Here is a 13314-nt window from a genome sequence, read left to right as displayed (position 1 = left end):
CCGGCGGGGTGCGACGCTCCCGCGGCCGATCAATACCAGTTGTAGGACTCCGAGTGACCCCAGGCGCCGCACGGCGTGCCGTATCCGCGGGCGATGTAGTCGAGGCCCCACTTGATCTGCGTGGTGGCGTTGGTCGCCCAGTCGGTGCCGAACGACGCCATCTTGCTTCCGGGGAGCGCCTGGGGGATGCCCGTCGCGCCGCTGCCGGAGTTCGACGCCTGGTAGTTCCAGCCGGACTCGCGCTGCCACAGGTTGTCGAGGCACTGGAACTGGTCCGAGCCCCAGCCGTACTGGCTGGCGGCGATGCTCGCGGCGACGCTCTTGGCGCCGCTCGGGGTGTTCGCGGCGGCCAGGGCGGCGGCTGCGTCGGCGGCGGCCTTCGCGGCGGCCTCGGCCGCACGGCGGTCGGCGTCCGCACCCGCCGCGGCGAGAGCATCCGACGCGGCCTTGGTGTTGTCGATGCTGTCCCGCAGCTTGGTGGCGGGCAGCTTCGTGAAGTCGCTGAGACCGGCGATCGCAGTCTTGGCGGCGGAGGCGTCGGCCTTCGCCTGGTTGGCGGCGACGGTGGCCAGCGCGCCGCTCAGCGTGGCCTTCGCCTCGCGCTCGAGGCGGTCGCGCACGATCGAGTCGTAGACCGAGAGCTGGTCGTGCTGCATTCCGGTGGCCTCGGAGAGCTCGCGCGTCTGGCGCTCGCTGTCCTGCTGCTGCGCGATCGCGGGGGCGATCAGGCTCGTGCTCATCAGCACGGTGGCCGCGCCGGCGACGATGCGGCCGAAGGAGATGGGGCTGTTCTTGGCGGTGGATCGGAGGGAGTTACGAAGGGAGCTCAGCATTGCTTTCCTGGATCGGGCTTCCCCGCCTGACGCGTGGCGGCACCGTGGGTGCGAACGCGACCGGGCCCTGTTTCGGGAGGGCCCTGCGGGCTGACAACCGCGCGGAACGCACACAGGCACCTCGTGGACCCGTGGTCCTGAAGAGGCGCGGCGCGAAGCGCGGGTGTGCCGGGCGACGATGGCGGACATCCAGGGGCGAACTCGCGGGGGACGGTTCGGGGGTTGGGGGCTGGATGCGCGCCTGCGCGGCACGGACGGCTGTCGATGCCGTCAGAGAATGACCCTAGGCGCTGTTTCTGGACGGTTCAGGCGTAGACCCTGGCAAAGTCGTGTACGCGTCAACGATCGACGGACGTCGCCTCGACCTCCACGGCCGCCTCGGCTTCGTCCATCCGTCGGTCCGTGATCCACAGCATGGGGATGAGCTGGAGCACCACGAGCGCGCCCATCACGACGAACACCCACTGCACGCCGAAGAGCTGGCCGATGACGCCGCCGGCCGCCGCGCCGAGCGGCATGGTGCCCCAGGCGAGCAGGCGGTAGGCGCTGTTCAGCCGGCCGAGCAGACGGGTAGGCGTGACGCGCTGCCGCAGCGAGACGGTGATGACGTTCCAGATGGAGACGGTGATACCGCCCAGCAGCATCCCGGCGCCGATGATGAACGGATTCGCCGTGAAGGCGGGCGTCGCGACCGTGAACAGCGAACCCACGATCGTCAGCACGAGGGCGCGGGAACGGCCGAGCAGTCGCTCGGCGGGTTCGGCCAGGAAGGTGCCGAGGACGCTTCCGATCGCCGACGCGGTGAGGAGGAGCCCGTACGCCGGGTCCGTGAGCTTCATGGCGGACTGCGGTCCGACGGCATAGAGCACGAAGACGGTGAAGACCGCCGAACTGGCGAAGTTGAAGATCCCGACCATGATCGCGAGGGTGCGGAGCAGCGTGCTGTGCCGGAGGAAGCGCAGTCCCTCGGCGATGTCGGCGCGGATGGTGGTGCCGCCGGTCCGCTCGGCGACGTACCGCCCGCGTACCAGGAGCAGCACGCCGATCGCGGCCACCCAGAGCAGCACGGGAGCACCGAACGCGACTGCGACGCCGCTGGCGACGAGGAAGCCGCCGAGCGGCGGCCCGACGAACTCGTTCGCGGTGATCTCGGCGGCGTAGAGCCGGCCGTTGGCACGCGAGAGCCGCTCCCGCGGGACGAGCTGCGGCAGGATCGACTGCGCCGACGTGTCGTAGACGGTCTCGGCCACGCCGATGCAGACGGCCGCGGCGTACAGCAGCCAGAGCGACCCGGCGCCCGCGATGGAGGCGACCGTCAGACAGGCGAGGAAGAGGGCGCGGGCGCCGTTCGCCACGAGCATCAGCCGTCGGCGGTCGAGGCGGTCGGCCAGAGCGCCGGCGGTGAGGGCGAAGAGCAGCCAGGGGAGGGTGAACGCGAACGCGAGCCCGGCGATGAGGGCGGGCGAGTCGGTGTAGCGGACGGCGACGAGCGGCAGCGCGACCTTCATCACGCCGTCGGCAAGGTTGGAGAGCCCGGCGGAGGTCCAGAGCTTCCAGTAGCGGGCGCCGAGTCCAGTCGCGGTCATCACCCCAGCTTCGCACACTGATTGAGAATCCTCAATCACCTGGAGAAATCCAAATCCGCGCTAGATTGGTCGCATGACCGACGACCGGCGGAGCGATCCCGATGCCAAGCGGCGGCCCGCGACGCCGCAGGAGCTGAAGGCGCTCTCGCATCCGCTGCGGGTGCGGATCCTGCGGCTGTGCGGCGACAGCGAGCTCACCAACAAGCAGCTCGCGGATCGCCTGGGGGTCGACCCCGGAACGGTGTACTACCACGTGCGTCAGCTGGTCGCCGCAGGCTTCCTCGAGCCGGGCGAGGTGCGGACGGGTCAGGCGGGCGCGCTGGAGAAGCCCTACCGCTCGACGGGAATCAGCTGGTGGCTCTCGGCGCCCCTCGAACAGAGCGACCTGAGCCACGGCCTGGCCCCGGTCGACGCCTTCCAGCAGGAACTCGCCGAAGCCGGGCCCGCATCCATCGCCACCTATGCCCGGTTCTCGCTGCACCTCTCACCGGAGGACGTCGCGGAGCTCGATCGTCGCATCGTCGCCGTCATCGACGAGTACGTCGAGACCGATCGCGAGCGGTCGCACCTTCCCGCCCACGGCGGCATGTTCCTGCTGCACCGCGCGCCGAGCGGCGCAGCGAGCGGGCCGGCGGAAGGGCCGGCCGGAGGCGCTGCAGGGGAGAGCGACCGCGACTGACGGTCGAGTCTGGCCCGGTCAGAGCGCCTTGGCGGCCGCTGTCAGCACCTGCGCGAGGGTCGGCACGCCTTCGGCCCGGAACACTTCGCTGCCGTCGGCGCCCGTGACGATGACGGTCGGCGTCACGCGGATGCGGTCCCGCTCCGCGCGCTCGATGTTACGTGCCACATCCAGCTCGGTCACCGCGATCCGCGGAGCGAGACGCGCCGCCTCGCTCAGTACCGCGCGGGTCTGCATGCAGGGCTCGCAGAACGCGGAGGTGTACAGCGTGAGTCGCGCGTCCCCGGTGTCCTCCGGGTCAACGGCTGGTGTCGAATCCACCTCGCCAGTGTACGTCCGGCGAACTCGCGGCGACGATCCTGCGGCGATGGCCGTCGCGAGTGCCGCTGCGCCGCCGGTGCGAACAGAATCGGACCGTGAGCCGATCGACCTTCACGCGCTACGTCGCCCTCGGAGACTCGCTCACCGAGGGGCTGTGCGACCACGCGCCCGGGCAACCGGACGCCTTCCTGGGCTGGGCCGACCGCCTGGCCGGGATCCTCGACGGCGACGCCCGGCTGGCGGGAGTCTCCGTGGAGTTCGCGAACCTGGCCGTCCGCGGCCGCCGCATCGCGGACGTGGTGGATGCGCAGATCCCGCACGCACTCGAACTGAGGCCCGACCTGGTCTCGGTGATGATCGGCGGCAACGACCTCATGAGCCCGGCCGCCGACCCGGATGCGCTCGCCTCGCGCCTGGAGACGGGCATCCGGTCGCTGCGTGCGACCGGCGCCACCGTGCTGCTCGCCAACATCTTCGACCCCCAGTTCGCGTTCTTCCTCAAGCCCTTCCGCGGCCGGGCGGCCGTGTTCAACGCCAACATCTGGAGCATCGCGCGCGACCAGCGCGCCGTCGTGCTCGACGTCTGGGGAGTCCGCGAGTTCCGCGACCCGGCGATGTGGGCGTCCGACCGCGTCCACCTGAGCACGAGGGGGCACCGGCTGCTGGCGTCGCACGCCGCCCATGCCCTCGGCGTTCCCTACGCCGAGATCGGCGGCCCGGAGACCGCCGCACCGCAGGGGCCGACGACCCCACCGGACTCGGTGCCGCTGCGCACCTGGCTGCGCGTCTACGCCATCCCGTGGATCAGCCGGCGGCTCCGCCACGTCTCCGCCGGAGACGGCCTGGGGCCCAAGCTCCCCGTACCGCAGCGTCTGTCCGGAGCAGCGGGCGCGACCGGCCCTGTCGGAGGCCCCTACTAGACTCGCGGTATGGCTACTTCCTCGGATCGACTGGTCTGGATCGACTGCGAGATGACCGGCCTCGACCTCGAGGTCGACGAGCTCGTCGAGATCGCGGTCGTGATCACGGACTTCGAGCTGAACGTCCTCGACCCCGGTCTCAGCATCGTCATCAAGCCCGACGACTCCGCTCTGCAGAACATGGGCGACTTCGTGCGCCAGATGCACACGACGTCCGGTCTCATCGAAGAGATCCCGAACGGCAAGAGCCTCGCCGAGGCCGAGTACGAGGTGCTCGAGTACGTGCTGAAGTTCGCGCCGACCGCGCGCACTGCTCCGCTCGCCGGCAACACCATCGGCACCGACCGCATGTTCCTCGCCAAGTACATGCCGCGCCTCGACACGCACCTGCACTACCGCAACGTCGACGTGTCCTCGATCAAGGAGCTCGCCCGGCGCTGGTTCCCGCGCATCTACTTCAACGCTCCCGAGAAGAACGGCGGGCACCGTGCGCTCGCCGACATCCTCGAGTCCATCCGCGAGCTCGACTACTACCGCGCCGCCGCCTTCGTCACGCCTCCCGGGCCGACGACCGAAGACACGCAGGCTCTGGCCGCGGGCGTGGTGGAAAAATGGGCTCCCCGCATGGGCTAGAATCGATGAGTTGCTTCGCCGCCCCCGGGCCGGATGAAGCGCCGTGGTGGGTATAGCTCAGTTGGTAGAGCGCCTGGTTGTGGTCCAGGAGGTCGCGGGTTCAAGCCCCGTTACTCACCCCAAGCGAAAAGGGCCGGACTCCTCGAGTCCGGCCCTTTGTCTGTCGCTCTGTTCGGACCCTGAATTCGTGCCGAATGTGGGCTATTCGTGACGAATGGCACACATTCGGCACGAATCTGCGAGGGTGAAAAGCGTGGTGCCCCCGGCAGGAATCGAACCTGCGACCAAGAGATTAGAAGGCTCCTGCTCTATCCGCTGAGCTACGGGGGCGACACTTCCACGATACCGGAGGCGCGCCGAGGCCCCTCTCAGAGGCGCGCGCCCGCCTTGCCGGCGCGGTTGACGATCGCGATGACCGGCCGGCGTCCACGGAGGCCGAACCGCAGCCGCAGGCTCGCCTGGCGAGCGATGAGCACGGCGAGCACCGCCGCCGCAGCGGCCGGCACCAGCCCCGAGATCGCCATGGCGATATGCGGACCGACCTGCTCGACGATCCAGCCCATGAGCGGTCCGCCGAGCGCCTGCCCGCCGAGCAGCACGAGGATGTAGAGCGAGATCACGCGTCCGCGGATCTGCACGTTCGACGACAGCTGCACGAGCGAGTTCGCCGCCGTGATGAACAGCAGGTTCCCGATCCCGACGCAGACGAGCAGCAGCCCGAACGCGAGCTCGCCCGGCGCGAATCCGGCCAGCGCCTGCACGACGCCGAGCGCGGCCGCCGTCCCGACCACCATCGAGAGGCGCACGCTGGTGCGCCGGGTGGAGGCGAGGGCACCGGTGAGTGCACCGGCGGCGACGAGCGCGTTGAACATCCCGTAGCCCTGCGCGCCCACGTGGTAGACGTCGTTGGCGTACGCCGCGAGGAAGACCGGCATGTTGAAGGCGAAGACGGCGATGACCGCGACCATGACGACGGTCCAGAAGATCACCGGCTTGCGGCGCACGTAGCGCATCCCCTCCATCAGCTGGCCTTTGCCGCGTGGGGCCGCCGGCGACGCGTGCAGCTCGGAGCGCTTGAGGGTGGCGACGGCGAAGACCACCGCGAGGCAGGCCACCGCGTTGATCGCGAACGACCAGCCGCCGCCGATCGCGGTGATCAGGATGCCGCCGAGCGCCGGACCGATCAGGCCGCCGAGCTGGAAGATCGACGAGTTGAGGCTGATCGCGTTGCGCAGGTAGCGCGGTCCGACGAGCTCGCTGACGAAGACCTGCCGGGCCGGGTTGTCGACCACCGTCACGAGGCCGAGGGCGAAAGAGATCGCGTACACGCCCCACACCTCGATCGCTCCGGTGAGGGTCAGAACGGCGAGGAGCGCAGCGAGCCCCGCCGCGCACGACTGGGTGATCACCAGCAGTCGCTGCTTCGAGTACCGGTCGGCGATGACGCCGCCCCAGAGGCCGAAGAACAGCATCGGGGTGAACTGCATGAATACGGTCACTCCGACGGCGGCGACGCTGCCCGAGAGCTGCAGGACCAGCCAGTCCATCGCGATCCGCTGCATCCACACGGCCGTGTTGGCGACGAGGTTGCTCGCGGCGAAGCGGCGGTAGTTGGCCACCTGGAGGGAGGAGAAGGTCTCGCGCCACGGCGGCCGGGCGGAGAGGACCGGCATGGGTCCGGTGGGCGGGGCCGCTGCGGGGGAGTGCGCCACGTGCGTGTTACCTCGATGTCGTCGCTGGTTACGTATGAAGTGTCACCTTCGACCCTACGCACTCCGCGCTATTCTAGGAGCCGATCGAGACTATAAGTCCCATTGGCTTTTCGAATGGATGCGTGGATGTTCGACCCTGTGCTGCTCCAGACCTTCCTCGCCGTCGCCGACACCCGGAGCTTCACCAAGGCCGCCGTCCGGCTGGGGATCAGCCAGCCGACGGTGAGCCAGCACATCCGCAAGCTCGAGCAGTCGGCCAAACGGCAGCTGATCGCGCGCGACACCCGCGAGGTGCGCCTGACGGACAACGGGGATGCGATGGCCGGCTTCGCGCGCGCGATCCTGGCCGCGCACGCCGAGGCGGACAGCTACTTCAGCGGATCCGCGATGCGCGGCCGGCTGCGGTTCGGCGCCGCCGACGACCTGGCGATCACGACGCTGCCGCGCATCCTTCGTCACTTCCGTCAGCAGAACCCGCAGATCAACCTGGAGCTGACGGTGGACCAGTCGGCCCCGCTGCACCGCAAGCTGAAGGCCGGTCAGCTCGACCTGATCTTCATCAAGCAGACGCCCGGCACGACCGAGGGCACCGTCGTGGCGACCGACGAGCTGGTGTGGATGGGCCAGGAGAAGACCGTTCTCGATGCCGACGGCCCGGTCCCGCTGATCTCGTACCAGGGCCCCAGTCTCAGCCGCCAGGTGGCCATCGACGCCTTGGAGGCATCCGGGCGCACCTGGCGGATCACGTGCAACACCCGCGAGGTGAACGGGGTGCTGGCGGCGGTCCGGGCGGGGATCGGCGTCGCCGTGTTCCCGCGGTCCCTCATCCCCACCGACCTCATCAAGGTCACGAACCGCTTCGGACTGCCGGACCTCGGCCACGTCGACTTCACCCTGCTCTCGAACCCTTCGGCTGCACGGGAGCCGGTGGATGCGCTGACCACGGCGATCCTGGCCCGCGCGGTCAGCCGCGTCGCCTGAGCCGACGTGCGCCGCTCATCCCTCGATGGGCACCGCATCCGGGTCGGCTTGGCGCAGGCCGCCGTCCGACGACTTCCGTCGGAGCGTGAGCGCGATCAGCGGGAACAGCAGCACCGACAGCATCCCGGCGCCGACCAGTGCGGTCGCCGTTCCGGTCGTGAGGTCGTGCTCACGGACGCCGATGGCCGTCACGGCCACGATGATCGGCAGACCGGTGGCGCTGAACAGGGTCACGGCGGCGCGGTCGCGGAAGGTCGACCCCGGCGGTGAGGAGAGGGCCGACGCCGGCACACCGCGGATGATGACGAGCAGCACGAGGAAGATCGGCAGCAGGATGAGGGCGCGGGGGTCGGCCAGCAGAGCCCGCAGGTCGAACCCGATGCCGGTGTTGATGAAGAAGACCGGCACGAGGACGCCGAAGGCGACGGCCTCCAGCTTGCTCTCGATCTGGTGCGCATCCGCCGGCGCAGCGCCGCTGAGAAGGATGCGGCAGAGCACGCCGGCCGCGAACGCTCCGAGCAGCATGTCGAGCCCCAGCGCGATGCTGAGCCCGACGAGCCCGGAGATGACCAGCACGACGAAGCGGACCGCGAACTGACCGCTCGTGTGGAGGGTCGCCCGCACCAGGCTGTGGAAGCGCTCGTGCCCGCCGCGGGAGGCGAACCAGATCCCGGCCCCGGCGATGACCGCGAAACCGATCAGGACGAGGGCGGCGGCGAGGGGCTTCCGCCCGCTGAGGAAGAGCGAGATCGCGAGCAGCGGCCCGAACTCCCCGATGGCGCCTACTGCGGTGACCGCCCTCCCGAACGGCGTGCGCATCTCGCCCGCGTCCCGCAGGACGGGCATGAGCGTTCCCAGGGCGGTGGAGGTGAGCGCGATCCCCACGTAGACGCCGGTGATGACCGAGCCGGCGATGAGGGTCGCGACGGCGACGGCGATCACGAGGGAGAGCAGCCAGCCCAGCGACGCCCGCCGCACCGGGCGTCCGGCGATGGCGGCGAAGTCGATCTCGTTGCCCGCCATGAAGAAGAGGAAGGCGAGTCCGAAGTTGGCGACCGCATCCAGTGCGTCGGTCTTCGGCACCCAGCCGAGCACGCTCGGTCCGACGATGAGGCCCAGGACGATCTCGAAGACCACCAGCGGGATCTTCGCGACGCGGCCGACCGCCGTGGTCAGCAGCGCGGCCACGACCGCGAGCAGCGGAACGAGCACGATGGTCGCGACGTGGGGGTCCATGCGCGGAATGCTAGCGATCGGATGGTGCGAGCGGCAGACCGCGCTCGGAGGAGGTGTTCACACGACCGAAATCCGACGGGGATAATCTGACGTCATGCGTGAACTCCAGGCAAGGATCATCGAAGACCTGAACGTCCGTCCGGAGGTCGATCCGGCGGAGGAAGTCGAGCGGCGCGTCGGCTTCCTGGTCGACTACCTCAAGACCACCGGTGCCGCCGGTTTCGTGCTCGGCATCAGCGGCGGCCAGGACTCGTCGCTCGCCGGGCGTCTCGCCCAGCTGGCCGTCGAACGGCTCGCGGCGGAGGGCACCGACGCCGACTTCGTGGCGGTCCGTCTCCCGTACGCGGTGCAGCGCGACGAGGAGGACGCGCAGCTGGCGCTGTCGTTCATCCAGCCGAAGAGCTCGGTGGTCTTCAACATCCAGCGCGGCACCGACGGCGTCGAGGACGAATACGCGGATGCGCTCGGCGAGCCGATGTCCGACTTCGTCAAGGGCAATGTGAAGGCGCGCATCCGCATGGTCGCCCAGTACGGGATCGCGGGCCAGCGCGGGCTGCTCGTGATCGGGACCGACCACGCGGCAGAGGCGGTGACCGGGTTCTTCACCAAGTACGGCGATGGCGGCACCGACATCCTCCCGCTGAGCGGCCTGACCAAGCGACAGGGGAAGCAGCTGCTGCGTTTCCTCGACGCGCCGGCGCGACTGTACGAGAAGGCCCCGACCGCCGACCTGCTCGACCTCAACCCCGGCCAGACCGACGAGGACAACCTGGGCGTGACGTACGAGGAGATCGACGACTTCCTCGAAGGCAAGGATGTGCCCGCCGATGTGGCCGAGGCGCTGGAGGCGCGCTATCTCGCGACCGAGCACAAGCGTCAGCCTCCGGCGAGCATGTTCGACGCCTGGTGGCGGTCGAGCAGCTACAGCCGCTGAGCATTGCGCGTTTCGCGGCACGGCTCGCCGCGGCTCGCACAGGGAACGACGAAGGGCGCCGGCGAGATGCCGGCGCCCTTCGCTTCGGGTGGAGTGCTGTGCCGCTCGGGCGTCGTGTCAGACGGGCTGGCCGAGGCGCGCGGTCGGCGCGGTGTCGTTCTGCGGGTCGGCCGACCCGGCTGCCGCGGTCGCGACGAAGGGATTGCCCTCGCGCTGCTCCTCGCGCTCGGCGGGTGCTGCGGCTGCGGCCGGCTGAGCGGTCGCCGCGGTCGGCGCCGGGGTCGCGGCGGTCGCCGGGGCGTACTGCTCGTGATGCTGCTGGGCGACCCACGCATCCTGCTGTTCGACCACGGAGCGGTCGGTGTCGGTGCTCTCGAAGCGCCAGCGCTCGAGGTCGCTCTGGAAGATCTTGCGGGCGCGACGCGGGTTGTTCTGCCACTCGAGCAGACGGTCGCGGAACTCCGCGATCGCCGGGTCGAGCTGGTAGCCGAACGTCGCGGAGGCCCGCTTCATCTCGGCCAGCTGGTGTCCGGCCCAGTTCGCGGCGAGACCCGAGCCCTTGATCGGAAGCAGGCGGACCATGATGTCGGCCTGCCCGACGGCACGGTCGGAGAGCACCTGCTCGCCCGGGGTGAGCGAGTTCCAGACGGATGCCTCGGTCGCAGCATCGACGAGCGCGGCGATCGCGGACGCCTTCTGCTGACGGTCGGTACGGGAGAGGAGGCCCTTCAGGGCTCCCCGGGCGATCCACGCGGCGATGAGGCCGGAGAGGATCACGGCGACCGCGAGGACCACCGCATAGAAGATCGCCGGGCGCGCGGCCGGCGAAGAGAACCAATCGACGAAGTCATTCCACCACTGCATGCCGCGATGGTAACGGCGATCCCGTGGTCGAGCGCGGACCCCGGGCGTCGTGTCGCCAAGCCCGCCCTCGCTGCGGATGCATGCGGGCACGCGGCACAATGGAGAGAACGGACCGAGAGGACGACTCATGCAGACCTTCGTGGTGGCCGGCGGATGCTTCTGGTGCCTGGATGCGGTGTACCGCGTGCTGCGCGGAGTGCAGGACGTGGTGTCCGGCTACACGGGCGGCATCACGGTGGAGCCGAGCTATGAGGACGTCTGCACGGGCCGGACCGGGCACGCGGAGGCCGTCGCCGTTACCTTCGACCCGGAGGTGATCCCGGCGAGCGTCATCCTCGACGTCTTCTTCACGCTGCACGACCCGCGCCAGCTGAACCGGCAGGGCAACGACGTCGGCACCCAGTACCGCTCGGCGATGTTCTACGACGGTGAGCAGCAGCGGGAGCTCTTCGAAGCGGCTCGTGACCGCGCCGCCGAGTACTGGGACGGCGGAATCGTCACGACCATCGAGCCGCTCGGCCCGTTCTACCGCGCCGAGGAGTACCACCAGGACTTCTTCGCGAAGAACCCGGGCCAGGGCTACTGCCTCGCCGTCGCCCTCCCCAAGGTCAACAAGATCCGCGCGTCGTACGCGGACTACGTCGCCGCCTGAGGTCGTCCCCAGTTCTCAGCCGGGAAGGGATTCGCACGCCTTCCCGTCGTGGTCTGCGTCCAGCCGTGCAACGTCGCCGTAGTACGGGAAGTAGTAGTTGAACCATGCCTGGGCCGCCGACTGCGTCGGGAAGTCGGAGCAGTTCTTGGAGTCGCCGGGGTTAGCCGGAGGTCCGGGAGGTGCCGGGGGAACGGGCGGTGCCGGAGGTGCGGGCGGGGGCGGTGGACAGACGGAGAGGCTTCCGACCGCGTTAGCCAGGACGCTCGTTCCGCCGAGCAGCACACGATGGGTCGTCTGCAGAGCCGACAAGTCCGCGGGGACGTAGTCCGGGACGCAACCCGCAGGCACCACGTACAGGGCGGATCCGGTGCGGCCGGCGAGCGCGGCGCCTGAGAGGGCGTCGGGGAAGTTGGTGCCGGTGGCGAAGTAGACGGTCGGCGATGTCGAGAACACTCCGCGGTTGATGGCGTGCGATGTCTCATAGCGGTCGCCGCCGGCCAGCCGCGAGACGGCCATCCCGCTGCGCGCTCGGAGCTGATTCTCGATGGTCGGCGAAACGACGGCGGTGCCGCCGGCGATGATGGCCTGCGTCACCCCGAGGTCGTCGAGGAGCGCGTTAGGGATGGCACCGCCGGCGCCGTTGACGAGAAGGACCATGCTTCCGTCGCTCCCCGCCGCAGCAGAGGCGCTGAGGGCGTCCGGGAAGTTCGCACCGGTCGCGACGAACGCCGTGGTCGCACCGGTCGCGAATGCGAAGCGGTTGACCTTCACCGACGTGTCGTAGCGGTCGTATCCGGAGAGTCGTTGGACATTCCCGACGATGGAGCGCAGTGAGGATTCCACCCCGACGCCGACCGCGCTCGATCCGCCGACGATGACGGCGGTCGTCGGTTGCAGCCGCGCCACCTCGGCTTTGACGACAGCGGGGAGGGTGCCCGGCGCGGTGAGCAGGAGCGGACCTCCGAGATGCACCGCGGCCGGTGCCGCCGAGAGGGCGTCGGGGAAGTTCGTACCCGACGCGACGAACACGATGGGAGCCGTGCCGGGGAAGGCCGCTTGGGACGCCCTGACGCTGGTCTCGTAGCGATCGGAGCCGGCGATCCGATCGACGCCCGCGGCCGGAGTCACCGCGACCCTGGCGGGAACCGTCACCGCAGTCGACCCGCATGCTCCGCCGAGCAGCGAGTTCAGCGCATTGGACTCCATCGGGTCCATGGTCAGGCTCCAGCGGTACTTCACGACGACCCAGTCCACGGCGTAGGTGCAGCGCGCCGATGTCAGCGGGGGCAGCCAGTGCGCGATGTCGGAATCGCTCTTGGACTGATTGACGTTGTCCGTGACCGCAACCAGGGTGAGCGGGTCGCTCAGGTCGTTGGCATAGTCGGTGCGTTGCTGGAGCGACCATCCGCTTGCACCCGATCGCCAGACCTCGGCAAGCGGGACGAAGTGATCGATGTCGACATCGGATGCCGCCGTCCAGGTCGCGCCGTCGTACCAGGAGCTCCACGATCCGGTAGCGACCGTGCATCCTGAGCCGAAGGTCACCGGCACGGCGGATTCCTGCTGGAGGACTTCCGACCGCGTGTTGCACCCGTCATGGTCGGCATCGATCCACGTCGGGAAATCACTGCGGTTGTAGGGCTGCGTGCTGTCGTCTGCGATCGAGAGCTGCGTGGCGAGCTGTGCGACGGGGACGGTGGCGCCCGCAGAGAGGGCACTCTTGGCGACCGGAGAGCTTGCGGCGGCCGGGACGGCGAAGCCGACTCCGCAGAGGGTGAGCGCAGCGGTGATCGCCGCGACGGCGCGGAGCTTCATTGGCGTCCTTCGGGTGAATCGCGTGGTGCTCGGGTGACCGAACGCTAACAGCAGTGCGAGCTCGCCCACTTCCTCCACAAGTGGGGTCTTGCCACGGCTTGTCCACAGATGCTCCGAGGTCCGATCACCTGGGCCCGGGATGCCGCGA

At 69.6% G+C, this 13314-nt stretch carries 13 protein-coding genes and 2 tRNA genes; 7 read left to right on the top strand and 8 right to left on the bottom strand.

Annotation, left to right across the window (positions count from 1 at the left end; genetic code table 11):
• Positions 1-29: 29 nt before the first annotated feature.
• Together QRN40_RS17015 and QRN40_RS17010 are read right to left on the bottom strand one after the other, a co-directional pair.
• Positions 30-833, bottom strand: coding sequence for an aggregation-promoting factor C-terminal-like domain-containing protein (locus QRN40_RS17015; RefSeq protein ID WP_285117092.1), 804 nt, complete (start codon positions 831-833; stop codon positions 30-32).
• Positions 834-1171: 338 nt separating this feature from the next.
• The gene (locus tag QRN40_RS17010; RefSeq protein WP_285117091.1) at positions 1172-2419 is read right to left on the bottom strand and encodes an MFS transporter; all 1248 of its coding nucleotides are present in this window, start codon (positions 2417-2419) and stop codon (positions 1172-1174) included.
• Between the two features lie 73 nt (positions 2420-2492).
• Here QRN40_RS17010 and QRN40_RS17005 point away from each other — a divergent pair, with 73 nt between their 5' ends.
• Entirely contained in the window at positions 2493-3098 is a 606-nt protein-coding gene (locus QRN40_RS17005; RefSeq protein ID WP_285117090.1) for an ArsR/SmtB family transcription factor, read from the top strand.
• 18 nt (positions 3099-3116) lie between these two features.
• On the opposite strand, the gene QRN40_RS17000 is transcribed toward QRN40_RS17005, so the two are convergent.
• Complete coding sequence (locus QRN40_RS17000; RefSeq protein WP_285117089.1) at positions 3117-3419, bottom strand: thioredoxin domain-containing protein; 303 nt, start codon at positions 3417-3419, stop codon at positions 3117-3119.
• 95 nt (positions 3420-3514) lie between these two features.
• On the opposite strand from QRN40_RS17000, the gene QRN40_RS16995 reads away from it, so the two are divergent.
• The 3 genes from QRN40_RS16995 (at position 3515) to QRN40_RS16985 (ending at position 5094) form a co-directional block, all read left to right on the top strand.
• Positions 3515-4339, top strand: coding sequence for an SGNH/GDSL hydrolase family protein (locus QRN40_RS16995; RefSeq protein WP_285117088.1), 825 nt, complete (start codon positions 3515-3517; stop codon positions 4337-4339).
• Positions 4340-4348: 9 nt separating this feature from the next.
• Positions 4349-4972, top strand: coding sequence for an oligoribonuclease (orn, locus tag QRN40_RS16990; RefSeq protein ID WP_285117087.1), 624 nt, complete (start codon positions 4349-4351; stop codon positions 4970-4972).
• 46 nt (positions 4973-5018) lie between these two features.
• Positions 5019-5094 (top strand) — tRNA-His (locus QRN40_RS16985).
• 132 nt (positions 5095-5226) lie between these two features.
• On the opposite strand, the gene QRN40_RS16980 is transcribed toward QRN40_RS16985, so the two are convergent.
• Both QRN40_RS16980 and QRN40_RS16975 read right to left on the bottom strand, forming a co-directional pair.
• Positions 5227-5302, bottom strand: a tRNA-Arg gene (locus QRN40_RS16980).
• Positions 5303-5340: 38 nt separating this feature from the next.
• A complete protein-coding gene (locus QRN40_RS16975; RefSeq protein ID WP_350224772.1) occupies positions 5341-6645 on the bottom strand; it encodes an MFS transporter in 1305 nt (434 codons plus the stop codon).
• Positions 6646-6810: 165 nt separating this feature from the next.
• Here QRN40_RS16975 and QRN40_RS16970 point away from each other — a divergent pair, with 165 nt between their 5' ends.
• Complete coding sequence (locus tag QRN40_RS16970) at positions 6811-7665, top strand: LysR substrate-binding domain-containing protein (RefSeq protein WP_285117085.1); 855 nt, start codon at positions 6811-6813, stop codon at positions 7663-7665.
• A 15-nt stretch (positions 7666-7680) separates the two neighbouring features.
• On the opposite strand, the gene QRN40_RS16965 is transcribed toward QRN40_RS16970, so the two are convergent.
• Positions 7681-8901, bottom strand: a complete 1221-nt coding sequence (locus QRN40_RS16965) for a cation:proton antiporter (RefSeq protein WP_285117084.1) — start codon at positions 8899-8901, stop codon at positions 7681-7683.
• A 94-nt stretch (positions 8902-8995) separates the two neighbouring features.
• Between QRN40_RS16965 and nadE the strand changes: the two genes are divergently transcribed.
• Complete coding sequence (gene nadE / locus QRN40_RS16960; protein ID WP_285117083.1) at positions 8996-9835, top strand: NAD(+) synthase; 840 nt, start codon at positions 8996-8998, stop codon at positions 9833-9835.
• Positions 9836-9952: 117 nt separating this feature from the next.
• On the opposite strand, the gene QRN40_RS16955 is transcribed toward nadE, so the two are convergent.
• Positions 9953-10699, bottom strand: a complete 747-nt coding sequence (locus QRN40_RS16955; protein ID WP_285117082.1) for a hypothetical protein — start codon at positions 10697-10699, stop codon at positions 9953-9955.
• Positions 10700-10826: 127 nt separating this feature from the next.
• Between QRN40_RS16955 and msrA the strand changes: the two genes are divergently transcribed.
• The gene (msrA, locus tag QRN40_RS16950; protein WP_285117080.1) at positions 10827-11351 is read left to right on the top strand and encodes a peptide-methionine (S)-S-oxide reductase MsrA; all 525 of its coding nucleotides are present in this window, start codon (positions 10827-10829) and stop codon (positions 11349-11351) included.
• 15 nt (positions 11352-11366) lie between these two features.
• Here msrA and QRN40_RS16945 read toward each other — a convergent pair whose 3' ends face one another.
• Complete coding sequence (locus tag QRN40_RS16945) at positions 11367-13166, bottom strand: cell wall-binding repeat-containing protein (protein WP_285117079.1); 1800 nt, start codon at positions 13164-13166, stop codon at positions 11367-11369.
• Positions 13167-13314: the final 148 nt, after the last annotated feature.

Origin of the sequence: Leifsonia sp. fls2-241-R2A-40a, assembly GCF_030209575.1 — a bacterium.
Lineage (GTDB): Bacteria > Actinomycetota > Actinomycetes > Actinomycetales > Microbacteriaceae > Leifsonia.
Note: the sequence above shows the minus strand (reverse complement) of the source record. Positions and strands in the feature narration are given on the sequence as shown.